Raw genomic sequence first — 22,894 nt, 5'->3', positions numbered from 1 at the left:
CGCGACCTTGCGAAGATAACCTGATCCGTTTCGTTGTTACCACTTTCGCGAAAGCGGTAATAACCCGACCTGCCGCAGTCTTCGCCGCGCTCATTTTGCCGCGGCGAGCGGCTCTTTCTTGCGCGCCGGCGTCAGGCGGCGCATGCGGCGTTTGGCGGTGGTCTTCAGCGCCACCGGCGCAGCGCTGGACAACGCACCGAGCACCGCGCCTACCATGCCATGTGCGACGAAATCGGCGTTGATCTCGTTGGCCAATCTGGCATCTGCCTCCTGGTTGTCGCTGTCGGCTTCCGACCACAACACGATGCCCACTCGCAACCTTGGTTTGGCGCGTTTCAGCCGACGGACCAGGAACCGCCCGTGCTTGACGGAATCCCGGTTCAAAAATCCGACGACGACAGTATCGACGGCGTCGAGCTCAAGGCGGCGAATGCTCCCCGGTTCCATCTCGGCGAAGCTCGCTCTCAACACCGTAGCGCCCTGGACTTCGAGCACCTGCGCCAGCATGGCGGCAGCCGCGTCGTCGAGTTCGCCGCGCCCTCCGGCGCACAGCACCGACATGCCCGTGCCATCCGGCAGTTCGGTGTCTTCCTCGCCCTGAACCTCCCCCTGAACGTGCTTGTCCTCGCGTGAGCCGTGGTCCTCGGCCGCGGCCGTGTCGTCCGCTTCCGCCTCCTCCTGCGCGCTGTCGTCGAGGTTCGCCACCATCGTCAGCGCGCTGCCCGCGACCTGCTGTCTTTGCTCATCGCTCAACACACCACGCACCCGGTCCTGCTCGCCGAGCAGAAGTGCGGGAATCGCGACCTTGTCGTAGAACTCGACCAGATATTCTTCCTCCAGCATCTCCTCGGCATGGTCCGTCGCTTCCTCGGGATCGCCGGCCAACAGCCGCTGGTAAAGCCGGGCGTGCGGTTCGAGCACGGGTTCGTTGCCGAACAGAACGTCGAGGAATTCGAACTGCGGCACATGGCGGCCGAGCACGACGAGGCAGACCGTGAGCGGCGTCGACAGAACCAGGCCCAATGGCCCCCAAAGCCAGGTCCAGAAGATCGCCGCAACGATGATGGCCAATGGCGACAGCCCGGTGCGCGAGCCGTAGAGCCAAGGTTCGATCACGTTGCCGGTGATCAGTTCCACCACGACGAAAAGCCCTGCAGTCCAGAGCACGAGCGACCAGCCGGGCGCCACGGCCAGCGCCAGGAACAGAGGCAACAGCGTCGCTATGACCGGGCCGATATAGGGAACGAAGCGCAGCGCCAGCGCCAGCAAGCCCCACAGCAATGGATTGGGTATGCCCAGCAGCCAAAGTCCGATGGCAATCGGGACGGCATAGACGATGTTCACGACCAGTTGCATGAGCAGATAGCGGCCGACGCGCTTGCCGGCATCCTGCAGCGCCTCGGTGGTTCGATGCAGATCGCCATAGCCGACGAGGCGTATGAAGCGATCGCGCAGGTCCTCCCGCTCGAGCAGCATGAATATGACGACCACGACGATCAGTCCGGCCGATGCCAGCGGGCTCAGCAGCGGGCCGATCAGATTCTGGAGAACCTCGAGCGGTCGTTCGCGCGCGACGATTTCGACCGGGATCGGTTCCCGCGGAGGCTGATCGGCGGCGGGTTGTGCGGGCTCGGGTCTGTCGAGCTCCTGGCCGACGCGTTCGATCACCCGGCTCAATCTGGAAACGATGCCGCCGCCGACGCCGGTTTCCTTGAGCGACCGGACCTTGGTCAGGATATTCGCCTGGTAAAGCGGAATGTTCTGCGCCAGTTCACTGACCTGCGTGGCGACGATGAAGGAGAACAGAGCCAGCACCGTGAATGCGCCGAGCACACTGGCGATCACGGCAGGAAGACGCGGAATGCCGGCTCGCTTGAGTGCCGACACCATGGGCACGAGCGCAAAGGTAAGCAGCAGCGCGATTGCGATCGGCAGAAAGACCTCGCGCCCGAAATAGAGCGCCGCGACGGCCGTCACGACCGACGCTACGCTGGGCAACGATGTGCGCGGAAGCGCCCTGGCCGCGGAAACAATGCCCGCCCGCCGGGGCTCCGACAGGTGCGCGTCGTTTCGACGATTTGCCGCCACTTGATACCTCCGCCCCGCCGTCGCCATGATCGGGCATATTGAGCCGGCGTGCAACTTCGCAGCGTCTCACCCAGCTGGACGCCGATTGCCCTGGTCGGCAGCGCGGCAAATTCAGTCATGGTAGAATTTTTTGCATTAATGACGTCACGGGCAATCCTGTTCCATGTCTGCGCCAGAACGTGGAACTTTTGGGTCAAAACACCGTTCCTTCGTAGATCGCTGATGGACAACCTCAAAGCAGCAGCTCAGGAGGAATGATCATGAACATCAAGACGCTTTGCATGGGCGCGATGGCGCTTTCGATGATGACCGGCGCAGCGCTTGCCGCCGGTGCCACTGGCACTTCGGCGCTCGACGATCCGCAGAAAATGAACCCCTTCTTCACCGACGCCGGCATGAAGACCATGAAGTCGGAAGCCGAATTCAAGGCGGCATGGATGGCCATGTCCACGAGCGACCGAGCCATGATGTTGAAGGAATGCAGCGACGCAGGCATTGCCACGATGCATGCCGACTTCTGCAAGATGGCCAACCAGCTCGGTGGCGCCAACAAGTGATCGTTGCCAATTGAAATAACGCACCAAGCGAAAGGGCGGGCAGGTCTGTCACTGCGACCTTCCTGTCCGCACGGGCGGGCGCTCATCTATTTGAACTCGTGCCGGAATATCCGCGTAAAAGGCCACGACTTCGATTGCCGTGGCGCCATTGGCATGGCTTGGCCGGAGCGCATGTCGCGAAGCGGCAATGCCACTACCGCCCAGGGGGTCCCAGTCTGCTCACAATCCGGGTTTTCCGGTCGGCCGTCCGCCTGGCATTAGCGGTCGGCACGCTTGGTTACCGGCACGCTGCCCCCGGCACGCTTGACCTCGCCGCCAACCGTGGGATAGGCCGGGTAATGAGCCAACCACCTCCGCACCGGAGTCCCACGAAAGACCTGCCATGACCGACGCGATCATAAGAGACAGCAATGGCACGGCGCTGCACGAGGGCGACTCCGTGACCCTGATCAAGGATCTCAAGGTCAAAGGCACGTCGGAGACGATCAAGCGCGGCACGCTGGTGAAGAATATTCGCCTCACCGGCAATCCCGGCGAGATCGAATGCAGCACCAGGCAGGTGAAGGGCCTGGTGCTGAAGACCGAGTTTTTGAAAAAGGCGTGATCGCCTCGGCACCCTTCGCTTCGCTTCCATATCAGTCGCTCTCGAATCGCTCATGTGAGTGAATCGCCCACGCGAGGAACTGGAGGAGCCGCGCCCTCCCCCTATGTTGCACTGCGTTAGATTTGTTGCATTGCAATATCGTCGCATCGGGTCGAGCCTCTGCGAGGTGGGCATTCCTTGCATGAGGTGATTGTGTCGGCATCATTTCGGCCTGACATCGAAGGGCTGCGCGCGCTGGCGGTGGCGGGTGTCATCGCCTTCCATTTTGGTCTGTCCGGCCTGCCCGGCGGCTTTGCCGGCGTCGACATCTTCTTCGTCATCTCCGGCTATCTGATCACCCGTCACCTGGTTACGGAAATCACCGAGACCGGGCGGCTGAACCTCTGGCGCTTCTACGCCCGGCGCGCCCGGCGCCTGTTGCCGGCGGCACTGTTCGTCATCCTCGCCACGCTGTTCACGGGTTACTTCATCCTGTCGCCGGAGGAACAGGCGCTTTATTCGAAAGGCGCCATGTTCGCCTCCGCCTACATGATCAACCTTTGGCTGATCCGCTGGTCGTTCGACTATTTCGCCGCCGACGCCACCAACAACCCGTTCATCCACTTCTGGTCGCTCTCGGTCGAGGAACAGTTCTATTTGGCATGGCCGGCGCTGCTTCTCGCCGCCGCTTGGCTGCGTCCCGGCAAGCGCGCCGCTATAATCGTCATCGGCGTCGCCGGCGCGGCCTCCTTCGCCGCCTGCGCCTGGCTGACGGAAGTGTCGCAGCCCTGGGCGTTCTATTTCTCGCCGCTCAGGGCCTGGGAATTCGCCGCCGGCGGCCTCGCGACCATGGCGCCGGCAAAGATCTGGCGCGACCGGCCGCTGCTGGCCACGCTCCAGGCATGCCTCGGTCTGGCACTGATCGCCTGGGCCTATCTGATGCTGGACGAAGACTCGCCGTTTCCCGGGGTGAATGCGCTGGCGCCTGTTGCCGGCACCGTGCTGCTGCTGCTCAGCGGCAGCGGCGGCCGCAATCTGGCGAGCGCCGTGCTGGCGCTGCCGCCCATGCAATGGTTGGGCCGGCTGTCCTATTCGCTCTATCTCTGGCACTGGCCGGTCATCGTCTATGCGGCGATGGTGGTTCCCAGCCTGTCCATCCTGGACCGCCTTGCCTGCGCGGCGCTGACGCTGCTTCTATCGATGTTCACCTATCATTTCATCGAGAACCCGATCCGCCGCAACGGCTGGCTGATGGCCGGAGCAGCGCGGGCGCTGGTGCCCGCCGTCGCGCTGACCGGCGCCGGCGTGGTCGCGGCCTATGGCAATGCGCGCTTTGCCGAGCACAATCTCAGCCCCGAACAGCACGTCATCGCCGACAGCGCCGCCCAGCTCTCCACCGTGCGCGCGACCAATGGCGGCTGCGTGCTCGATTTCGAGACCGTCAAGCCGAAGCCCTGCATGTTCGGCCGCAAGGATGCCCAGCGCTCGGTCGTGCTGTTCGGCGACTCGCATGCCGACCATTGGTCGACGCCGCTGATCAAGGCGGCCGAGAAGAACAATTTTCGCGTCGTCACCTTTCTCAAATCCTCCTGCCGGGCTTCGCGGGTGACGACCTGGAACTGGCGGCTGAAGCGCGACTACACCGAATGCGATCAATGGCGCGAGCAGTCGGTCAAGGACATCATCGCGCTCCACCCGCAACTGGTGGTGATCTCGGAGTTCTCGATCGGAAATGTGATGAAAGAATCGCCCGAGGAGTTGAAGCACGCCGATTGGCAAGCGCAGTGGCGGACCGGCCTCAGCTGGACGCTTCAAGCCTTCAGCCAGGCCGGCATCAAGGTCGCGGTCATCAGGGACGTTCCCTACAATGCAAGCTACGCCGACAAATGCGTGGCGCGGGCGCTGTGGCGGGGCCAGACGCCCGCGACATGCGACACGCCGAGGATCATGGCGGCAAACGACGACATCGCCACCATCGAGCGCGATATCGTGCGCTCGACACCGAACGCTGCTTACATCGACATGACCGACCGCTTTTGCGACCAGACCACCTGCCATGTCTTCATCGACGGCAAACTAGCCTTCCGCGACCGCCACCACTTGGCGACGCCCTTCGCCGAAACGCTGGAACCGGCAGTGGAGCGGGCGCTGTTTTCGGATGTGATGGCGGCGGCCGTAAAGTAACGGTTCCGGATCTTGTCGGATCACGACCCAGCCCTCGGCAAGCAACCATGCGGGGGTCAGCTAAGGATAAGACCCGCCAGGAAAACCGTAAGGATAAGCGACAGCGGAACTGCAAGAAGGCAGCACAGCTCGAAAGCTCGCCAAGAAGTCATTGGGCGCTTTTCCATGTTGGCCTCCTCCCTCAACGGCCAGACCGAGACGGCAGTTCCGCTTAGATAGTGCTCACCCCCACCACTCATCATGCAATTGGCGCAACTCGTTCCGCTTCCTGGTCATCCATCGTGCACGCGCCAGATGTGTCGCCCACGCCCGGAAAGCCCTCTCCGGCTCCTGCTCCGGATCAATGTGCAGAACGATGCGGGCGACCTCACGCCAATCGGTCCCTTCAGCCGACGCGTCGAGCAGCCGGATATAAGTAAGCATGCGATCTTCGTCATAACCGGTCGGCACTGAAGACGTCGGCGCTGCGTTCGCGATATGAGAGTTTGGCGGCTTTGGCATTGCGACCTACCAGCAATGGCGCACCGTAGCAGCCTATAAAGAAGCCCGCGCCCTTTGATCGGAGGATGCGCCGATCGAGATTCGCCTCGACGGTCGGCAAATGGCGGCCTCAGGCGGAGTTCACCGCCCAGCTGGGCTCACGCCTCACCACGTCGTGATCGGGTCGAGGCAATCTATCTATTTTAGTGGAACCTAATTTAGTCGACGCAATTATGCGTGCGTGAGAAAGCGTGAAATCCAGACCGTCACTGAAAGCCGGCTATCGCGAGATCAGTTGGCCGATGATCCAGTGATTGCAGTCGATTTGACGGAACGGATATTACAGGCGGCCGACAACGACAGGATTGTCTGCCTCGTTGTGGCAACGGAGCAACTGGAAACCGACCGCATCGAGAAAGCGGAGCCTAAGGAGACCAGGATTGCCACAAGCTTCGTCCGGGACTTTGAGGTAATGCTGCTTGTTCTTTATGCGGCCTACGCCCTCGCTGTGCTGGGTGCGACCGCGTTCGTTTTGCTGGAATTGGGCCATGTTCTGTAGGCAGACGTCGGCAAAAGACGGGACTGACGCGCGATTGCTGCTGTTTGATGAGAGGAGCGGCCACGCTGCGTCGACGATCCGACCCCGGCGCAGCCAGCGGCGTTTTCGCGCCAGCAGGCGCTAAACTTCGGGCCCGTCCGTTCCTTACATCTTGCCAATCTATGGAACGAGGCTGCCCCTCGGGGGTTTTTCTATTAGAGGGACGTTAAAGAAGGAGGTAGCTATGAAGAAGCTCCTGCTTGCCTCGGTGATCGCCATCGCCTCGGCGGCTTCCGTGATCGGCCCGGCGAATGCCGGCGGCAGCGTCACGATCGGCATCGGCAACGGCTATGACGACGACTATTATTATCGCCACCATCGATATTCCGATTACGACGATGAGTACGTCCCCCGTTACCGCTATGATGTCTACGACGAGGACTACAGGCCGCGCTACCGGTACCACCACCGGCGCTGCCACACCGAAGTCATCAAGCACTGGCGTCATCACCACCGGATTATCGAAAGAATCCGTGTCTGCCGTCGTTGACGGATCGATCCGGCCGGTATTGCCGGCCGGATCGGCGGGGCTTCTCACCTCGGCTTGCGCATCAGCATCATGCCGTAATGCACGGCCAATATGTCGAGCCCGATCTTGAGTAGTTTCACCACCACGTCGCGCGGCTCGCCGGCCTGTTCGGCCAGGCTCTTGACCGTTGCGTCGGCACAGCAGACCTTTTGCACGATGCCGGCGATCTCCCAATGGACAAGCGCCCTGGTTGCCTCGGCATGGTCGCGGCCGGCGGACAGGATGTGTTCGGCGACGCCGCTGCCGGTACGGCCGCCGTCGACGCGCTCGGCCCAAGCCATCGGCTTGGCGGTTGCCTCGGACGAGTTGCGGAAATCCTGGCGGTAGCGCATGCCCGCCTCGCGCTGCTGGCGCGACAGCGAGGTGAGGCCGCTCAGCGGGTCGACGTTGCGCACCCGCACGATGCCGCCGGTCGCTGTGTGGCCGTCATTGGAAACCTCATAGAGGCGCGCGCCCTCCTGCGTCCCCTTGGCCAGCCGCTTGCGGCCGAACCTGTCGTCCTTCAGCGCGAAATCATGGCCGATCTCCTTGCGGATGCGCACCTGCTCGGCCTCGCCTTTCGGCAATCGCGGCGGCCTGGCTTTGATCTTCTGGACGGTTTTGGTGCTCATCGGCTCGGTCCTCCTGGGTTTTGGTCGTCGGGCTCTGGCGAACTTCCGTCATCCAACGGGCTCAAATCGCTTCGGCCGGCAGCGTGCGCAGGAAGCGCGCCGCGTGATAGGCGCAGTAGCTTTTCGATGGGTTCGTGCGCAGTCCGCAGCACAGCATGTCCAAACCGGGCCGGCTGCCGGGGGCATCGTTTTCCGCATCCTCCTGCAGCGTCGTGTCGAGCGGCGCGCGGCAGCGCTCGAACAGGCAATCGATGAAGCGCATGGCAACGAAATGCGGCTGGCGACCGCCGGCGGCGATCGGGCGCGGCGCCGGCATTTCGAGCGGCGCGCCATCTGACCCGGTGATCCGAGCCGGACCCGGCTGCCAGGCCGGCGGCGCCAGCCTGGCCGACAGCCTTGCCGGGCGGCAGCGTGGCTCGGCCTTCGGAGCCGACTCCGCTTGATCAGCAGTGCTTGATGGCTCAGGCGCCGAATTTCCGAGCCGGCCGCCAGAGCGTCGGCCACACCAGCCTTTGGATCTGGCAAGGCCGATGGCGCGCAGACGGGCGGTGCGGTGGACGATGCCGATGATGGCCGCGCGCGAGGCCGGGCGGCCGCGCAGCGCGGTCAACCGGGTGGCGATCTTCGCGGCCGACAGCCCGCTCATCAGCCAGTTCTCGATTTGTTCCAGTTCCGAGGCGGAATAGCGGGCGGCCATGATGTTTCATTTCCTGCAAAAATGGTTGTGTGCGGCGCCGGCTTCGCCGGCCTCAGGCTCGAAAGCCGGTCAGCCTTCGCGTGGTCTGCTGCGATCGAGCTTCATCTCGGCCGCCTGCCTTGTTGCGCCGGACACTGCCTTGCCCGTCCGCTCGTCGAAGGCGATGACCGCGCCGTCTTCGGTGCGGGTGCAGGAAACTGCGGCATCCGCATTGCCGGCCGGCAGGTAATTCGTGGCCGGAGCCGTGAGGGGAACGGCTCCGGCCGTTCCGGCCGCTTGCGCTGCCGGATCCGAGGCGCGAGCCTCGGGCATCGTCCCGGCCGGGGAGGAGGACAGCCGCGACGAAGGGGAAAGGTTTGGCACATGCATGGCCTTGGCGACCGGTTGTGGTACCGCCTCCAGGAGAGCGCTGCCGGCGCGCTGAAGGGCGGATTCGAGGACCGAAAGCTGGTGAAGCGACTTGTGCATGACCGTATAAGAGCATAACTCAATCAATTATGCAAGCGATTCTTGCATAGACGAAACCGATTCTTATGCCTCAGATGGAGCCATGGCGAAAACTGCACTGTCGATCAAGGTCGGAGCGGCGATCCGCCGGGCGCGCAAGCAGCGCGGCCTGGTGATGCGCCACATTGCCGAGCACAACGACACCGACGTCGCTGCCGTCGGCAATTGGGAAACCGGGCGCAACCTGCCCAAGACCGAGAACCTTTTGAAGACCGCCGCGTTCCTGCGCGTCGACCCGGTGGCACTCGGCAAGGGCGAGGTCGTTTTCCTCGAAGATGCCGGACCGGTCGCCGATGCCGAGATCGTCACCGATCCCGGCCCCCTGCCCGCCGGGCCGATGGACATCCAGCTTCTCGGCACCGCCGTCGGCGGCGACGATGGCGACTTCACCTTCAACGGCCAGCCGGCCGGCTATGTCCAGCGGCCGCCGGGGATCCGGCATCTGCGCAACGTGTTTGCGCTGCACGTGCTGAGCGATTCGATGGTGCCGCGCTACGAGCCCGGCGAGATGATCTATTGCGGCGGCCGCGAAGCGTTGCCCGGCGACCATGTGGTGATCGAGACCCTGCCCGAGGAGAACGAGCAAAACGGCAAGGCCTTCATCAAGAAGCTGGTCAAGCGCACCGCCGCCGAGCTGATCGTCGAGCAGTACAACCCGCCCAAGACGCTGTCCTTCAACCGCTACGCCATCAAGAACGTCTTCCGCGTCATCCCGCTCAAGGAATTGCTGGGGTATTGAGGGCTTGTTGCCTTCTCCCCTTGTGGGAGAAGGTGGATCGGCGCACAGCGCCGAGCCGGATGAGGGGTGCTGGAAGGAACGCGGCGGAGGAAATGTAGAAGCGATTTTTAAGCACTTACGCCATCAAGGTAGCGATCCGTCCAACACCCCTCATCCGACCGAGCTTCGCTCGGCCACCTTCTCCCACAAGGGGAGAAGGGAAGAGCAGCACGCCCGCCCCCTCAAGCCCGCCTCGACTGCAGCTCTCGACCGTTGAGCAGGCGCGCCTCGGCGCGGGTCCGTTGCCGGTCGTCGATGAAGGCGGCCTGGATCGAGACGGCGGCGCCCGGCAGGCCGTCGGCCCGGCAGGCCTTGCAAATCAGGCGCCCCGAAAGTGCTGATAGCGGCGTCTCCGGCCTCACCCCATGCCGCTTGAGCTCGGCCGGCTTCCACCACCTGTTACGGCCGCAGTCGATGCATTCGACGGCAATCGAGACAACATCGGCGATCGTCGCTTCCTTGCCTGCCAATGCCATGGTCATCCCCATCATCGTTCCTGCTTTGTTCGCAACATTATCGGTTTTTGGAGCGGAGTCGAGTCGGTTCCGCTTACATCAACGTGAAAGTTTCACTTGTTCGATTATTTGAGTTATGCTTATACATGGTGTGGACTGGAATCGGCGCGAGCAACAGAACCGCAGCCGGCCGGCAGCAAGGGAATGACGATGGACCCAGCCCAGTTCGCCCATGCTTGCGGCTATAGCGGCGACAGCCCGGCCATGTTTGCCGCTTTCGCGGCCATCCGCCAGGACGGCATCCGCAAGGCACGCCAGGGTCATCGCCAGCGCAAGGCGGCGATCGACCGGTTGAAGCCGAGCCGCGCTCTGTTCCTGGCGGCGATCCGCCCGGCGCAGTCAGCCGAGGAGGCACTCGAGGATGCCGCCCGCTTCCTGTCGATGTTCCGCAACATGCCGTACTGGCGACAGGAAAGGCGCGCCGCCGACCTCACCCGCGCCAGGCAGCAGCGCCTGTTCGCCCGCTTCTTCCGCCGCTACGGCCACCGCCTCTGGGCGCTCGAGGCGGCGTAAGCCCGAGCGGAGCGGCCAGCCAGCCGATCAAAGCTGCTGGCTGCGAGCGAAAATGCGGCCGTAGCTGGCATCGTCGATCTCTGCGAAGTGATGGGAGCGCAGGAAACGCTGCAGCCGGGGATTCGGTGTGGCGCAGGTGGCGGCATGGACATTCCAACGGATCAGCTTGAATTGCCGATCGATGGCATAGGCCCGGACAAGCCTCCACAAGACGAGCAGGACGCCTTCGCCACCGCCGTCGATATGGGCAAAATTGACCAGAAGCGTGCCGCCATTGCGATTGAATTCGGCCAGGACGGTGGCGCTGCCCATGGCGAAGGAGATCGGCCGGCCGAAGGCCAGCAACGCATCCTGGTCCGCGCGCGACAGCGCCCTCAACGTCTCCAGGGAGACACCCTCGATTTCGATCCGCATTGAAGGGTTGACCCTCGCTAAGTTGCTCGCCTCGCCCATTGCCCTAGTCTGCTTGCCAGAAAGACAGCTGATAATCCTCCAGGTCTCTGGAGTCTGAAGCGAAAAACTCGACGACAAACCTTCGGTTCGCAAACTGCCATTGCAGTTTTGCCTCATAAATCTCCTTGAGAACCGAGCCGAGAAACACGAGTTTGTCGCGAGAGATGTCGGCGGCGCCCAAGGCGTGAATGTCGGCAATGTGCAGGTGGTTCATAACCGCTTCCACGGACTGTCGTGTGGCGTTGGGGTCTCGTTCAAAGCTTCGCAGGCCTTCCTCGCTAAACCCTTCCATCAAAACGTAGCGTTCGAACGTCACGAATTTCGGCCAGAAAATGGTGCTGTATCCCACAGCAAGCGCAAATCGGCCCTCGCACCCGACCCAGCTTTGTAGATCGATGCCGGACCCATTGTTCCAGGCTGCCAATTCAGCCTTCATGCTGGCTGGAACATCCATATCGTAGCCTCCCGATCTCGCCTGTCATAGGTCTTTCAACGGCTGCTTTCCAGTAGACCGGCAAAGTTGCATCCCTTCACGCTTGTCGTCCCCAAATCCGCGCCGTATGTCTCCACGCGATGAGCGAGATCGAATTCCGTCGCGCGCAGGCGCCCGACCTGCCGGCGATCGTTGCAATGCTTGCCGACGATGTGCTCGGCGCAGACCGGGAAGACCCGTCCACGCCGCTTGCGCCGTCCTATCTCGATGCCTTCAGCGCAATCGATACCGATCCCAACCAGTTGCTGGCCGTCGCCGTCAACGCCGGGCAAGTGGTCGGAACGCTGCAGCTCAGCTTCCTTCCAGGCATTTCGAGAAAAGGCGCCTGGCGCGGCCAGATCGAAGGCGTTCGCGTCGCCCGGCAATGGCGCTCGCGCGGCCTCGGCAAGCTGATGATCGAATGGGCGATTGAAACATGCCGTTCGCGCAATTGCAGCTTCGTCCAGCTCACCACGGACAAAGGTCGACGGGAGGCGCACGCTTTTTACGAGCGCCTCGGCTTCACCGCCAGTCATCTCGGCTACAAGATGGCGCTGTAGCGCTCGGCTGATTGCCGAAGTCGGCGCTGCCCCTCATCCGCCTGCCGGCACCTTCTCCCCGTATAGCGACGGGGAGAAGGGGCTGTCCGCAAACTCGGCACTTTCCTGCAACGTTAGTGATTGGCGAAGCCATCGACGAAAGCGTCCTTCTCCCCGTCACTATACGGGGAGAAGTGCCCGGCAGGGCGATGAGGGGCGGCGCCAACCTGAAGCGATTGCCCCTTCACCTGTCGTCCGCGCTGCTTGACAATTCACCCACAATGTTCTCTTTATGTTCTCATCACAACTCGAGACAATGCGGCGTTCGAACCGCCGCGGGCGAACGGGCCGGATGGAAGCCAACATCCTCCACGCGGATCTGGATGCCTTCTATGCCTCGGTCGAACAGTTGCTCGACCCGGCCTTGCGCGGCAAGCCGATTGCCGTCGGCGGCGGGGTAGTGCTTGCCGCATCCTATGAAGCCAAGGCGTTCGGCGTGCGCGGCGGTATGCCGGGACGGCGCGCGCGGGAACTCTGCCCGCAACTCATCTTCGTCGGCGGCCATTTCAAGGACTATCAGCGGCTGGGCGATGCGGCAATCAAGGTGCTCGGCGATTTCACGCCGGTGGTCGAGCGGATTTCGATCGACGAGGCCTTTGCCGACGTCGCCGGCTGCACCCATTTGTTCGGCTCGCCGGCCGAGATCGCCGGCAAGATCCGCGGCCGCGTGCGGGCCGAGCTCGGCCTGCCGATCTCGGTCGGCGTAGCCCGCACCAAGCATCTGGCCAAGATCGCCTCACAGGTCGCAAAACCGGACGGGCTGGTGGTGGTCGATCCGCGCCACGAGCTGGAGTTCCTGCACCACCTGCCGGTCGAGTTGATGTGGGGCGTCGGCCCGGTCACCAGGCAGCGGCTGGCCGGCATCGGCGTCAACACCATCGGCGAGCTGGCGAAGACCAATGGTGGGGCGCTTGAGCGCCTGCTCGGGCCGGCGGCGGGAGAGAAACTCAACGCGCTGGCGTGGAACCGCGATCCGCGCAAGCTCGAGACGCAGCGCCGGGCGCGCTCGGCGGGTGCGCAGTCGGCGCTTGGCCGAAAACCGGCCGAGGAGCAGGTCTTCGTGCCCGCTTTGCTGCATCTGGCCGACAGGGTCGCCACAAGATTGCGGGCGAAATCCCGGCCCGGCCGCACGGTGACGGTTCGCGTCCGCTTTGCCGATTTGCGCTCGGTGACGCGCTCGATCACGCTCGACCAGCCGATTTCGGCAACCGCCATGCTGGCCGAGATCGCCGAGGCGCTGGTGCGCAAGGTGCTCATCGACCATCCGCACGAAAAGACAATCTCGCTGCTGGCGATCGCCGTATCGCATCTGGAGCAGCATGCCGGCCTGCAACTGGAACTGCCGCTCGGGCTCGACGACGACCGCCGCCGCCCCGGCACCAGCAAGGGCGCGGCGCGCTGGACCGCGGATCGCGCCGTCGACAAGATCCGCGACCGCTTCGGCTGGGAGGCGGTCGGCTACGCCTCGGTCGCGCTCGGACTGCGGCGATCGGTTCCCGACGCATTTCGGGAGCTGGCCGAGAAGGAATTGTGAGCCTCGATTACACTTTGGTTGCCAAGTCGCCGGAATGACGTTGAAGGCTGCGGACTTGTGAATTTATCTTCGGTCCAGTTGGTCGTGCACCGGTTTGGGTATCGGCCAGACAGGGTAGCACCCGCCCGCAAATCCTTCCGCACCTTCATTTCGAACGACAGGAGATCGGCATGGGACAGAACGCCGGATATTTCGCACTCATCGTTGCCGGACTGGTGACCAATGCAACGACGCTGGCCAAGCCGCTCAACCCGGACCGGGCGATTCCATCCCTGGGCGATATCAACTCGCCGCTGGCCAGCCCGCTATTCAAGCAGGTCAAGGCTGGGCCGCTGGAGATAAAGCTTGAGGAAACCACGCTTGCCGATGTCGAAAAAGCCTTCGGCGGAGCCATGCACGATGAAGGTGACGCCGGAGATTCACGCCACTGGCTTTGCTATGCCGGCCCCGACGCCGGCGGATCGCCGTCGATCTTCTGGTTCGTATCCGGCGAGATGGGCGGCTCCGACCACGGTGTCCTGTCCGTCGCCCTGCAGCCGAACCCGGAAGGTAAGGTGCCGGAAGGATGCGCCGGCGCGCCTGCCAGCCTGACAGCTGTTGAACTCGATACGCCCGGCGTCGGAGCGCCGCTGAGCGACGTGGCCGCGAAATTTGGCGCCGCCAAGCCCGATCGTTACGGCCATTTCGGCTTCGCCGCCTCTTATCCTCCTTCGTCTCCCGACCAGAAGGACGCCACGGTCACGCAGACGCTCACCTACACAGCCGGGAACGGCAGGATAACCGGCGTGGCGGTGACGCAAGTCACCACCAATTAGGGTGTCCCCGCTCGGTTGGCGAATGGTTCACGTGTGAATGATCTGCCGCGCCCAAGCCAGGCGGCCTGGTTGCTGGCCACCTCGTAATGCAGACTGGTTCTGATGTGCCGCCCGGGCCCGCCCTCCACCTGCAAATTCCTGATCTTGAAATATTAGACCGCCATCATACACCTGCGCCGGCCGCACCGCCATCCTGTCGCGCCCACAGACGGCAGGCCAACGCAGTTTCTCGTCGAAATGGGTGAACATCCGCCCTGGAGTTGGCAAGGCCGATATCGGAACGGCAGAAATTGGGTCGGAACGGCCCTTCCGATCGCACCCGCGAAGGTCCCGAAATGACCCAGAAGCGGGCGTTCGGCAGCGATCCGAGCAGCAACCATTTTGGCAGGACAGGAAATCGGCATGGAATGCTGCAATCATCATCATGTCCCGTCCAAGTTGTGGACAGTTCCTTCTCAAAGGCGCACTCTTAGCGTGCGAAACGCGAGCTGGCGTTTCGTGCAATGCTTCACATGCTTGACTTGCGTCGGTGATTATCTGACCTACCCGGATACTTCCGGGTGGGCAGACCTCACATTGTGTCGCCTATCCGTGATCAGGCTACGGCCTAAGGCACGTTGCAGCCCGTTCCGGATCAACTGGGAGGTAAACAACATGCCTGATTTTCAGCGCAGAGAACTTCTTGTTCAAGGAAGCGCGGCTCTTGCCGCAATTGCTGCTCTCTATACCTCGCGCCGGGCTTACGCTTTTCCAACACGGCCGAACGAGGAAGTTATTCCATGGCTGGATCAGCCGACCGAAAATCCCGATCCGGCGGGTATCCAGAAGCAGCTTGTTTGGGAGGATTTGGATAGCTGGATAACGCCAAACGACAAGTTCTTCAGCATCTCGCATTTCAACCGACCAACGATCGACGAGAAGACATGGTCGATGGAGATCGGAGGCCTGGTTAAGAAGCCCCTGGAGTTAACGCTCGCCGACATCAGGGCGCGACCGCGGCAGGAGGTCGTTTTCACAGTGGAATGCTCGGGCAACCATGGGTTTCCCTTTTTCACCGGCGGCATCGGCAATGCTCGCTGGGCAGGGACGCCGCTCGCCCCGATCCTCGAGGAAGCCGGCGTTCTGGAGAAGGGCATCGAGGTCGTCTTTTTCGGTACCGACACAGGCGAGATCCCGATACGCGACGTCAAGATGCGGCAGAACTTCGCTCGCAGCATGTCGCTCGCCGACGCGATGAACCCGGACAATCTCCTCTGCTATGAAATGAACGGGGCCGCCTTGCCGGCGCCCAATGGCTTCCCGGTACGGCTCATTGCGCCAGGCTGGTACGGGATCGCCAACGTCAAGTGGCTAAAGCGCATCGAGGTTCGCGATACGCGGTTCATGAGCCTTCTGATGGCCCGCGACTATGTCACCATCCGGGAGGAGGACCACAACGGCGAGACCGTATGGGCCGAGACGTCAGTCGGGCGAGCGCTGATAAAGTCCGCGCCTGCGAAGGTTACCCGGAAAGACTCGGATTACCGCATCGTTGGGGCAGCCTGGGGGGCGCCGATCGACCGGGTCGAAGTGCAAATCGATCAAGGGCCTTGGACACCAGCGACCATTGACCACAGTGAGGAGGCAGAACACGCTTGGAAAATCTGGTCCCTGGCTTGGGCAAATCCCTCTCCTGGAGAACACACGGTGACCTCGCGCGCGGTCAGCACCACAGGACAAATTCAACCGGCGATGGACGATCCCTTGATTGCCAAGAAGCACACATACTGGGAAAGCAATGGCCAGGTGACGCGCCGCGTGCGTATCGGCTAGAGCATTTTGCAGCCAAAAGGAAGCATTTGGCGTCCGCATAGATGCGGGAAAGCAGATAGTTAGAGCGAGTTACCGGTTCCAAGAGAACCGGAACCGCTCTAAGAACGTGCTGCCATGTGGCAATTGCGTTTGGGTCACCCAGGAGGAGGCTGCCTGATCGCCATCTCCGTACCATTCCAGCCTTCTACTCACCCGTCCACCGTTTCAATCTCCGCGTCGACCAGACACCAGGGCGCATAGCGGAAATCGCGGATCTGGATGACCTGATCGTCCCTCCATTCGACCAGCATGAAGCCGCGCACAGCGCCGTCGGCCGCCTGCGGGTCGCGGATGAGGATCGCCGGCCGGCCGTCGACCACGCCGAGCGACAATGTCCAGTCGCGCAAACGATCGTAATTGCCGAAATAGGTCGAAACCTCGGCCTTGCCGCGCAGGCGGACGCGGTTGACGACGTCGAGCCGGACGTCCTCGGCGATCAGTGCCCGCACGGCGTCGAAGTCGCGCGCGTTGAACAGGTCGACATAGCGCCGCAGCCGGCGCTCGTCATCGGCGTCGAGCCTCGGCGCGAGCGCCTGCTCGGGCTGCAGCGCCAGCAGCTTGAGCTGCGCCCGCCCGCGATGCAGCGCGGCCTTGGTGGCGGCGAGCGTCGCGCCGGTCACTTCGCAGGTCTCATGCAGGCTGAGGCCGAGCACGTCGACCAGGATCACAGCGCTGCGCTGCGGCACCGAAAGCTGCATGAAGGAGCGCAGGCTGGTCTGGGCGGCGAGCCGGCTGTCGGCGCTGCCGGAGGGATCCTCGATGACGCTCATGTCGGCCTCGGTCATGCGCGACCTTTCCCGATTGCGCCGCCGCAGATGATCCTGCGCGGCATTGTGAGCGATGCGAAACAGCCATTGCTCGGGACGTTCGACGATCGCACCGCCGTCGATCGCCTGCAGCGCCTTGATCAGCACCTCCTGGACGATGTCCTCGCCGTCGATCACCGAGCCGGCCATACGCGCGCAGTAGCGATGCAGCCTTGGCCGCAACCCGACGAGCATCACCTCCAAAGTCGCCCTGTTCATTTTCGGCGTAGCGTCCCATTTCTGCGCGAGCGGCATGGCAGGCGCTACCCGGCTTTCTGATCCGCCAGCATACGGTAATTGCCGATGACTTTGACAGGCGATCGCAATGCCGGGGTCGAACGGCGCTCGGCGTGGTTTTCCGTAAACGCCTTGAAGGCCGCAAGCCCGGTCAGCGCCGACGAATCGCCGTCCTGGCCGACGATGTGGACGAACGAGCCGTCGTCCAGCTCGAGCACGAGATAACACACCGTCGGCGGTGCCGCCTCGCCCAGCGCTTCAAATACTTTTTCGACCAGCACGCGGTTATCTTCCAGGTCGGCTTGCTTCACACCGTATCGAATGAGCGCGTAGTTCATCGTCGTCTCCTGACTGGTTGGTATGAACGAAGGACGACCGGCTGCGCTGAAAAGATTCTCCTTGCCGAAGAATCTTTTCGGTTGCCCGCATCGTCTTTCCCGCGTGGGCGGCTGCGCGGCAGCCGTCAAGCAGGAGAGACGATCATGCATATCCAGTTTGCCGAGCTTCCGGTGTTCGAGCAGGACCGCGCCAAGGCGTTCTACACCAGGCATCTCGCCTGCCAGGTCATGGCCGACCAGAAAATGGGTGATGGCGGCTGGCGCTGGATCGAGCTGGCATTTCCGCATGCCGTGACGAACCTGCATTTTGTCAGGCGCGCCGACGACGCACCCGGCGCGGAGCCGGTATTGGTGCTGGTCGACGAAAATGTCGGGGCAATGATCGCAGCCATGAAAGCGGGCGGCGTCGAGATCGTCACCGAAGCGCATGAGGCGCCGTGGCAGCCGGGGCGCACGGTGGCGGAGTTTCGCGACAGCGAAGGCAACCGCATGGTCCTCGCCAGCCGATAAGGCACCGGAGCCCTCTGTCCGGCGGGGCGTCGTACCTAAGTCCTACCTCCGGCCGGACCATCGGCCGTACTTCCTTCGTATTATTATTTCGTGACCTCTGCGCGCCGGAACCTTCCCTTGCATCGGGCGTTCGGGCGCTGTATCGCGATGCCTCATATTTAGGCAGGCGGAGGAAATACGAATAGGGCGGGTGGCAAAACAAACATGGGCCGGGGAGGAGCATCTTACCATGTCGAACCGTAAAATCGGAATGTCCCACAGTTTGGGGCTGCGCGTCGCTGACCTCAAATCCAGAATGCAAAGTGCCCAGATTACCGAGCATGAGATCAAGACATTTCAAAAGGTTGCGGCCATTATGGGCGGCGCCAAAGGCTCACTGCGCCTCGATGCGGACGATCTGATCGCCGCGTCCTTCCTTGTCGATCCCTTGGAAGATCTCCCGCTCTCCAGTTGAAGGCGCTGAACGCAGGTCGAAATCCTATCGGGTTTGAACCTGCGATTGCCGCCGGCGGAGCATCCGCCAGCCCAAACCGCATGCGAGGATGACGTTGGCCAGCGCCAGACCGGAAAGCGCGGCCAACGTCCCGTGCGGGCCGAAGCGCTCCAGCAGCAATGCGCCGGCCGAGGGTGCCGCCGCCTGGGCGATCAGGCTCGGCATGGCGAGGCGGCCCATCAGCTTCGCATAGCCGTTCGAGCCGAACAGCGCGAGCGGCAGCGTTCCCCGGGCGATGGATTCGAGGCCGATGCCCGCGCCGTAGAAGCCGAGCGCCAGCGGGATGATCGGCATGCCGGCCCAGAGCGTCGAAACGCCGATCGCCACAAACGTAACCGAGGCAAACTTGGTGAAAATCGGATGGTGGTAGCGCGCGATCATCATCTCGATCGCGCGGGCCGCCACCTGGGACGGGCCAACCAGCACGCCGAGCCCGACGGCTGCGGCAAGCGCCATGCCGCTGCCTTGCAGGATGGTGAGCAGATGCACCGACAGCGTCGAGGAGATCACAGCCGCAAGTGTCAGGGTCGCGGCCAGAACGATCACGATCGACGGATCGGCTTGGTTGTCGAGAATGGGTGCCGCCTCCTTCAATCCTGGTTTGACTGCCGGTTGCGGCGGCTCCCGGGGCAGGATCACCAGATAGAGCGGAAGCGCAATTGCCAGCTGAAAGGCGGCGTAGACCAGGCAGGTGCCGCGCCAGCCGACCTCCCCCAGCAGCAAGGCTGAGATCGGCCAGCAGATGGTGCTCGCAAGGCCGCCGAACAGCGTCAGCATGGTGATGGCGGAGCGCGCGCCGTGGCCATAGTGGCGGCCAAGCGTTGCGAAAGCGGCATCGTAGAGCCCCGCCCCCATGCCCAGGCCGACGATCAGCCAGGCAGCGATATAGGCCACAAGGTTGGGGGCAACGGCCAGCCCAACCTGGCCGACCCCGATGCATCCAGCGCTGAACGCCAGGACATTGCGGCCGCCACGCCGCTCGATCGACGACCCGACGCGCGGAGAGATCAATCCGGCCACAAGCAAGCCAAGGGACAGGCCGCCGACAACCCATGCAAGCGGCCAGCCGGTATCGGAGGAGACTGCCGGCGCGATGACCGCGGGAAGATAGTAGGAAGAACCCCACGCCATGATCTGCGTCAGGCCAAGCGCGGTGATGATCGCGCCGCGGCTGCGCAGGATGGCCGGCGAAGGCGGCGAAAGACTCATGCCGCGACGCTGCAGCCACAGCCGCCTTTGCCGACCGCCTTCGCCTTGGCGTCGGCGACACAGCACGCATCCACCGCTGCCGGCGCCGGACCGCCGCAGCACCCCTTGTCGGCCACGCCGATCCGCGGCACGGTGCAGACGCCGGTCTCGGGCAGCACGAGCTGGACATTGTCGGCCGCCACCATGTCGCCGGCGATCGCCGCCGCGACCGAGCGGACCTGCTCATAACCGGTCAGCAGCAGGAAGGTCGGCGCGCGGCCATAACTCTTGATGCCGACTGTGTAGAACCCGTGCTCGGGATGGCTGAGCTCACGGTGGCCGTGCGGCGGCACGTCGCCGCAGGAGTGCTCGTTGGGATCGATCAACGGTCCCAGTGCCTTGACGCTTTCCAGCCATGGATCGAGCTCGAGCCGAAGCTCACGGGTCAGCGACAGATCCGGGCGTTGTCCGGTCGCGGCGATGATGCGGTCGACCGGGCCAAGCGCCTGCAAACCGTCCCTGGTCTGGCCTTCGACGACCAGCCGGCCGTTGGCATCGCGGATCGAAACAGCCGCAAAGCCCGTCACCAGCCTGACGCCGCCGCTCTCGGCGAGTTCGCGCACTTCGGCGCCGAGTTCGCCGCGTGCCGGCAATTGGTCGGCATCACCGCCACCATAGATGCGCACCAGGTCGGTGCCGCGCGTCGTCCAGATGAAAGCCGTGCCGGGCTCCACCTCCGCCAGCCTGGCGAGATCCAGCAAGGCATTGGCGGCCGAATGGCCGGAGCCGGCGACCAGCGTCGTCTTCCCCGCATAAAGGCTGCGGTCGCGGCCGAGAATATCGGGGATGCCGTAGGCTATGCGGTCGGCAAATTGCGCTTCGCCTACGGCATGAATTCCGCCGGCGCCGAGCGGGTTCGGCATCTGCCAGGTTCCCGACGCATCTATGACGGCGCGGGCGCTGTCGCGCCGCGTGCCGCTGGCGGTTTCGACCACCAGCATGAACGGCCGGGTTTCGCGTTCCTTGCTCGAGACCTTGTCGGCGCCCCAGCGCGAAATGCCAACGACGCGGGCGCCGGTTTCGATCGACGGCGACAATTGCGGAAGCTTTGCCAGCGGCTCGAGATAATCCGCGACGAGGTCGTTTGCGGTCGGGAATGCCTCGGGCTCCGGCATCCGCCAGCCATGCACCTCGAGCAGGTTTCTAGCCACCTGATCGACGCAATAGCGCCAGGGCGTGAACACCCGGACATGGCCCCAATCCCTGAGATTGGATGCAACCGCATTGCCGGCTTCGTAGACTTTGACAGGAATGCCCCGCGCGATGAGGTGGACCGCTGCCGCCAGGCCGACCGGCCCGGCGCCGATCACCGCAACGGGGAGCTTTTCGATCATCTCCATATCTTCTATCCTTCCGGTAGTTTCGAATTATACTGCCAAAAAAATCACGCCGCCGTCTTGGCCGTCGCTTCCGCCGATGCCGGCGCACAGGTGGCGTCGGCGCAGCATTCGTCTGCGAGGTATCCGATGAGCCCGTTCATGGCGGGATAGTTGGCCCGGCAGATCAGCGTCGTCGCCTGGCGCTCCTGTGTCACCAGGCCGGTGTCGACCAGCCGCTTTAGGTGATGCGACAGCGTCGAGGCGGCGATGCCGAGCCTGTCCTGGACGCGTCCGACCGGCAGCCCCTCATCGCCCGCCCGCACCAGCGTCCGATAGAGCTGCAACCGCGTCGGGCTGCCGAGGGCTTCAAGTTGCGAGGCTGCTTTTTCGAGTTTCATGGAAATAAGCTATTTCCAGAATCGCTGCACGTCAAGAGAATTTCGACAAAGATCGAAATAAGGCGATATCTAGACGACGCGCTTGCCGCTGGCGTCGATGACCACCTCGCCGTCCTCCTTGGTGAACGGGCCGATATCCGGATTGGGCAGGATATCGAGCACGGCTTCGGATGGTCGGGCGAGCATGGTGCCGAGCGGCGTCACCACGATCGGCCGGTTGATCAGGATCGGATGCGCCAGCATGAAATCGAGGATCTCGTCGTCGCTCCACTGCGGCTCGCCCAGGCCAGGTTCGGCATAGGGCGTGCCCTTTTCGCGCAGCAATTGGCGCGGCGTCATGCCCATCGCTGCGATCAGCTCGACGAGCTTTTCGCGCGACGGCGGATTTTTCAGATATTCGACCACCTCAGGCTCCTCGCCGGACTGCCTGATCATGGCCAGCGTGTTGCGCGAGGTGCCGCAATCGGGGTTGTGATAGATGGTGATGGTCATTGCGCAGCTTTCATCTGTCCGGCTGGTTTCGGTTGGGCGAGCAGCCACCCTGCCAATGTCATGGCGAGCAACGCGCCCAAAAGTTCGGCGCCGATGAAGCCCGGCAGATCGGCGGGGCGGATCCCGGCAAAAGTGTTGGAGAACGCACGGGCGATGGCGACGGCCGGATTGGCGAAGGATGTCGATGCGGTGAACCAGTAGGCGGCGGTGATATAGAGCCCGACCAGCCAGGGGATCGAATCCGGACGGGAACGCAGGCCGGCAAGGATGGTGAAGACCAGCCCGAATGCGGCGACCAGCTCCGCAATCCATTGCCCGCTTCCGGTCCGCACCGTCGCCGACACTTGCAGGATCGGCAGTTCGAACATCGCATGCGCGAGCAACGTTCCAGCGATGCCGCCGGCAATCTGGGCGGCGACGTAAGCCAGCGCTGCGTTCGTTTCGATCTCGCGTCGAAGCGCGAATACCAGCGTCACCGCCGGGTTGAAGTGCGCTCCGGATATCGGTCCGAATATGGTGATGAGCACGACCAGGATCGCCCCGGTCGGCAAGGTGTTGCCGAGCAAGGTGAGTGCGACCTCGTCGGTCAGCTTATCGGCCATGATACCGGAACCGACCACGGTGGCGACCAGAAGAGCCGTGCCGAGGGCTTCGGCAACAAGGCGGCGGGAGAGGTTGGCCAAGACGAA

General features: G+C 63.3%; 28 protein-coding genes. 13 read left to right on the top strand and 15 right to left on the bottom strand.

Annotated features, from left to right (window positions below):
* Window positions 1-90: 90 nt before the first annotated feature.
* Window positions 91-2,088: an AI-2E family transporter gene (locus NKJ73_RS09775; RefSeq protein WP_023675662.1), complete on the bottom strand. Its 1,998-nt coding sequence runs from the start codon at window positions 2,086-2,088 to the stop codon at window positions 91-93.
* 260 nt (window positions 2,089-2,348) lie between these two features.
* Between NKJ73_RS09775 and NKJ73_RS09770 the strand changes: the two genes are divergently transcribed.
* From NKJ73_RS09770 to NKJ73_RS09760, 3 genes are all read left to right on the top strand, one after another.
* Window positions 2,349-2,645 carry a hypothetical protein gene (locus tag NKJ73_RS09770; RefSeq protein ID WP_023675661.1) on the top strand — a complete coding sequence of 99 codons (297 nt, stop codon included), beginning with the start codon at window positions 2,349-2,351 and terminating at the stop codon, window positions 2,643-2,645.
* Between the two features lie 382 nt (window positions 2,646-3,027).
* Window positions 3,028-3,249, top strand: coding sequence for an alkylphosphonate utilization protein (locus tag NKJ73_RS09765; RefSeq protein WP_023675660.1), 222 nt, complete (start codon window positions 3,028-3,030; stop codon window positions 3,247-3,249).
* Window positions 3,250-3,441: 192 nt separating this feature from the next.
* Window positions 3,442-5,412, top strand: coding sequence for an acyltransferase family protein (locus NKJ73_RS09760; RefSeq protein ID WP_352569179.1), 1,971 nt, complete (start codon window positions 3,442-3,444; stop codon window positions 5,410-5,412).
* Window positions 5,413-5,634: 222 nt separating this feature from the next.
* Here the strand turns inward: NKJ73_RS09760 and NKJ73_RS09755 are convergent, their stop codons facing one another.
* Window positions 5,635-5,913: a hypothetical protein gene (locus NKJ73_RS09755; RefSeq protein ID WP_352453505.1), complete on the bottom strand. Its 279-nt coding sequence runs from the start codon at window positions 5,911-5,913 to the stop codon at window positions 5,635-5,637.
* Between the two features lie 274 nt (window positions 5,914-6,187).
* Between NKJ73_RS09755 and NKJ73_RS09750 the strand changes: the two genes are divergently transcribed.
* Both NKJ73_RS09750 and NKJ73_RS09745 read left to right on the top strand, forming a co-directional pair.
* The gene (locus tag NKJ73_RS09750; protein ID WP_245274650.1) at window positions 6,188-6,451 is read left to right on the top strand and encodes a hypothetical protein; all 264 of its coding nucleotides are present in this window, start codon (window positions 6,188-6,190) and stop codon (window positions 6,449-6,451) included.
* A gap of 223 nt (window positions 6,452-6,674) precedes the next feature.
* Window positions 6,675-6,980 carry a hypothetical protein gene (locus NKJ73_RS09745; protein ID WP_023675656.1) on the top strand — a complete coding sequence of 102 codons (306 nt, stop codon included), beginning with the start codon at window positions 6,675-6,677 and terminating at the stop codon, window positions 6,978-6,980.
* A 44-nt stretch (window positions 6,981-7,024) separates the two neighbouring features.
* Here the strand turns inward: NKJ73_RS09745 and NKJ73_RS09740 are convergent, their stop codons facing one another.
* The 3 genes from NKJ73_RS09740 to NKJ73_RS09730 form a co-directional block, all read right to left on the bottom strand.
* A complete protein-coding gene (locus NKJ73_RS09740; protein ID WP_352569177.1) occupies window positions 7,025-7,630 on the bottom strand; it encodes a DUF6456 domain-containing protein in 606 nt (201 codons plus the stop codon).
* A gap of 61 nt (window positions 7,631-7,691) precedes the next feature.
* Window positions 7,692-8,327, bottom strand: a complete 636-nt coding sequence (locus tag NKJ73_RS09735) for a high mobility group family protein (protein WP_352569176.1) — start codon at window positions 8,325-8,327, stop codon at window positions 7,692-7,694.
* A 69-nt stretch (window positions 8,328-8,396) separates the two neighbouring features.
* On the bottom strand, window positions 8,397-8,795 hold the full coding sequence (locus tag NKJ73_RS09730) for a hypothetical protein (protein ID WP_352569175.1): 399 nt from the start codon (window positions 8,793-8,795) through the stop codon (window positions 8,397-8,399).
* Window positions 8,796-8,877: 82 nt separating this feature from the next.
* Between NKJ73_RS09730 and NKJ73_RS09725 the strand changes: the two genes are divergently transcribed.
* Complete coding sequence (locus tag NKJ73_RS09725) at window positions 8,878-9,573, top strand: XRE family transcriptional regulator (protein WP_352457320.1); 696 nt, start codon at window positions 8,878-8,880, stop codon at window positions 9,571-9,573.
* Between the two features lie 221 nt (window positions 9,574-9,794).
* Here the strand turns inward: NKJ73_RS09725 and NKJ73_RS09720 are convergent, their stop codons facing one another.
* Window positions 9,795-10,094, bottom strand: coding sequence for a hypothetical protein (locus tag NKJ73_RS09720; protein WP_352569174.1), 300 nt, complete (start codon window positions 10,092-10,094; stop codon window positions 9,795-9,797).
* Between the two features lie 183 nt (window positions 10,095-10,277).
* Between NKJ73_RS09720 and NKJ73_RS09715 the strand changes: the two genes are divergently transcribed.
* Entirely contained in the window at window positions 10,278-10,640 is a 363-nt protein-coding gene (locus NKJ73_RS09715; protein ID WP_352569173.1) for a hypothetical protein, read from the top strand.
* Window positions 10,641-10,667: 27 nt separating this feature from the next.
* Here the strand turns inward: NKJ73_RS09715 and NKJ73_RS09710 are convergent, their stop codons facing one another.
* Together NKJ73_RS09710 and NKJ73_RS09705 are read right to left on the bottom strand one after the other, a co-directional pair.
* Window positions 10,668-11,054 (bottom strand): hypothetical protein, encoded by a 387-nt coding sequence (locus tag NKJ73_RS09710; protein WP_051406100.1) that lies wholly within the window; start codon window positions 11,052-11,054, stop codon window positions 10,668-10,670.
* Between the two features lie 43 nt (window positions 11,055-11,097).
* Entirely contained in the window at window positions 11,098-11,547 is a 450-nt protein-coding gene (locus NKJ73_RS09705) for a hypothetical protein (protein WP_023675649.1), read from the bottom strand.
* Between the two features lie 119 nt (window positions 11,548-11,666).
* On the opposite strand from NKJ73_RS09705, the gene NKJ73_RS09700 reads away from it, so the two are divergent.
* From NKJ73_RS09700 to NKJ73_RS09685, 4 genes are all read left to right on the top strand, one after another.
* Window positions 11,667-12,125, top strand: coding sequence for a GNAT family N-acetyltransferase (locus tag NKJ73_RS09700; RefSeq protein WP_352569172.1), 459 nt, complete (start codon window positions 11,667-11,669; stop codon window positions 12,123-12,125).
* A 331-nt stretch (window positions 12,126-12,456) separates the two neighbouring features.
* Entirely contained in the window at window positions 12,457-13,698 is a 1,242-nt protein-coding gene (gene dinB / locus NKJ73_RS09695) for a DNA polymerase IV (RefSeq protein ID WP_352569171.1), read from the top strand.
* A gap of 170 nt (window positions 13,699-13,868) precedes the next feature.
* Window positions 13,869-14,513, top strand: coding sequence for a hypothetical protein (locus tag NKJ73_RS09690; RefSeq protein ID WP_352569170.1), 645 nt, complete (start codon window positions 13,869-13,871; stop codon window positions 14,511-14,513).
* Window positions 14,514-15,167: 654 nt separating this feature from the next.
* Complete coding sequence (locus tag NKJ73_RS09685; RefSeq protein ID WP_352569169.1) at window positions 15,168-16,325, top strand: sulfite oxidase; 1,158 nt, start codon at window positions 15,168-15,170, stop codon at window positions 16,323-16,325.
* A 188-nt stretch (window positions 16,326-16,513) separates the two neighbouring features.
* Here the strand turns inward: NKJ73_RS09685 and NKJ73_RS09680 are convergent, their stop codons facing one another.
* Window positions 16,514-17,425 (bottom strand): sigma-70 family RNA polymerase sigma factor, encoded by a 912-nt coding sequence (locus NKJ73_RS09680; RefSeq protein WP_352569168.1) that lies wholly within the window; start codon window positions 17,423-17,425, stop codon window positions 16,514-16,516.
* An 8-nt stretch (window positions 17,426-17,433) separates the two neighbouring features.
* Window positions 17,434-17,745: a hypothetical protein gene (locus tag NKJ73_RS09675; RefSeq protein ID WP_352569167.1), complete on the bottom strand. Its 312-nt coding sequence runs from the start codon at window positions 17,743-17,745 to the stop codon at window positions 17,434-17,436.
* A 144-nt stretch (window positions 17,746-17,889) separates the two neighbouring features.
* Between NKJ73_RS09675 and NKJ73_RS09670 the strand changes: the two genes are divergently transcribed.
* The gene (locus NKJ73_RS09670) at window positions 17,890-18,255 is read left to right on the top strand and encodes a VOC family protein (protein ID WP_352569166.1); all 366 of its coding nucleotides are present in this window, start codon (window positions 17,890-17,892) and stop codon (window positions 18,253-18,255) included.
* Between the two features lie 229 nt (window positions 18,256-18,484).
* Complete coding sequence (locus NKJ73_RS09665) at window positions 18,485-18,709, top strand: hypothetical protein (protein ID WP_031213090.1); 225 nt, start codon at window positions 18,485-18,487, stop codon at window positions 18,707-18,709.
* A gap of 24 nt (window positions 18,710-18,733) precedes the next feature.
* Here the strand turns inward: NKJ73_RS09665 and NKJ73_RS09660 are convergent, their stop codons facing one another.
* From NKJ73_RS09660 to NKJ73_RS09640, 5 genes are all read right to left on the bottom strand, one after another.
* Window positions 18,734-19,957 carry an MFS transporter gene (locus tag NKJ73_RS09660; protein ID WP_352569165.1) on the bottom strand — a complete coding sequence of 408 codons (1,224 nt, stop codon included), beginning with the start codon at window positions 19,955-19,957 and terminating at the stop codon, window positions 18,734-18,736.
* Window positions 19,954-21,330, bottom strand: a complete 1,377-nt coding sequence (locus NKJ73_RS09655; RefSeq protein ID WP_502896712.1) for an NAD(P)-binding domain-containing protein — start codon at window positions 21,328-21,330, stop codon at window positions 19,954-19,956. The genes NKJ73_RS09660 and NKJ73_RS09655 overlap by 4 nt, the downstream gene beginning before the upstream one ends.
* 50 nt (window positions 21,331-21,380) lie before the next feature.
* A complete protein-coding gene (locus NKJ73_RS09650) occupies window positions 21,381-21,713 on the bottom strand; it encodes an ArsR/SmtB family transcription factor (protein ID WP_023680363.1) in 333 nt (110 codons plus the stop codon).
* A gap of 69 nt (window positions 21,714-21,782) precedes the next feature.
* On the bottom strand, window positions 21,783-22,205 hold the full coding sequence (gene arsC / locus NKJ73_RS09645) for an arsenate reductase (glutaredoxin) (protein WP_352457334.1): 423 nt from the start codon (window positions 22,203-22,205) through the stop codon (window positions 21,783-21,785).
* Complete coding sequence (locus NKJ73_RS09640; protein ID WP_352569163.1) at window positions 22,202-22,888, bottom strand: aquaporin; 687 nt, start codon at window positions 22,886-22,888, stop codon at window positions 22,202-22,204. The genes arsC and NKJ73_RS09640 overlap by 4 nt, the downstream gene beginning before the upstream one ends.
* Window positions 22,889-22,894: the final 6 nt, after the last annotated feature.

Source organism: Mesorhizobium sp. M0074, from assembly GCF_040322975.1.
Lineage (GTDB): Bacteria > Pseudomonadota > Alphaproteobacteria > Rhizobiales > Rhizobiaceae > Mesorhizobium.
This window is presented reverse-complemented; position numbering and strand designations above follow the sequence as displayed.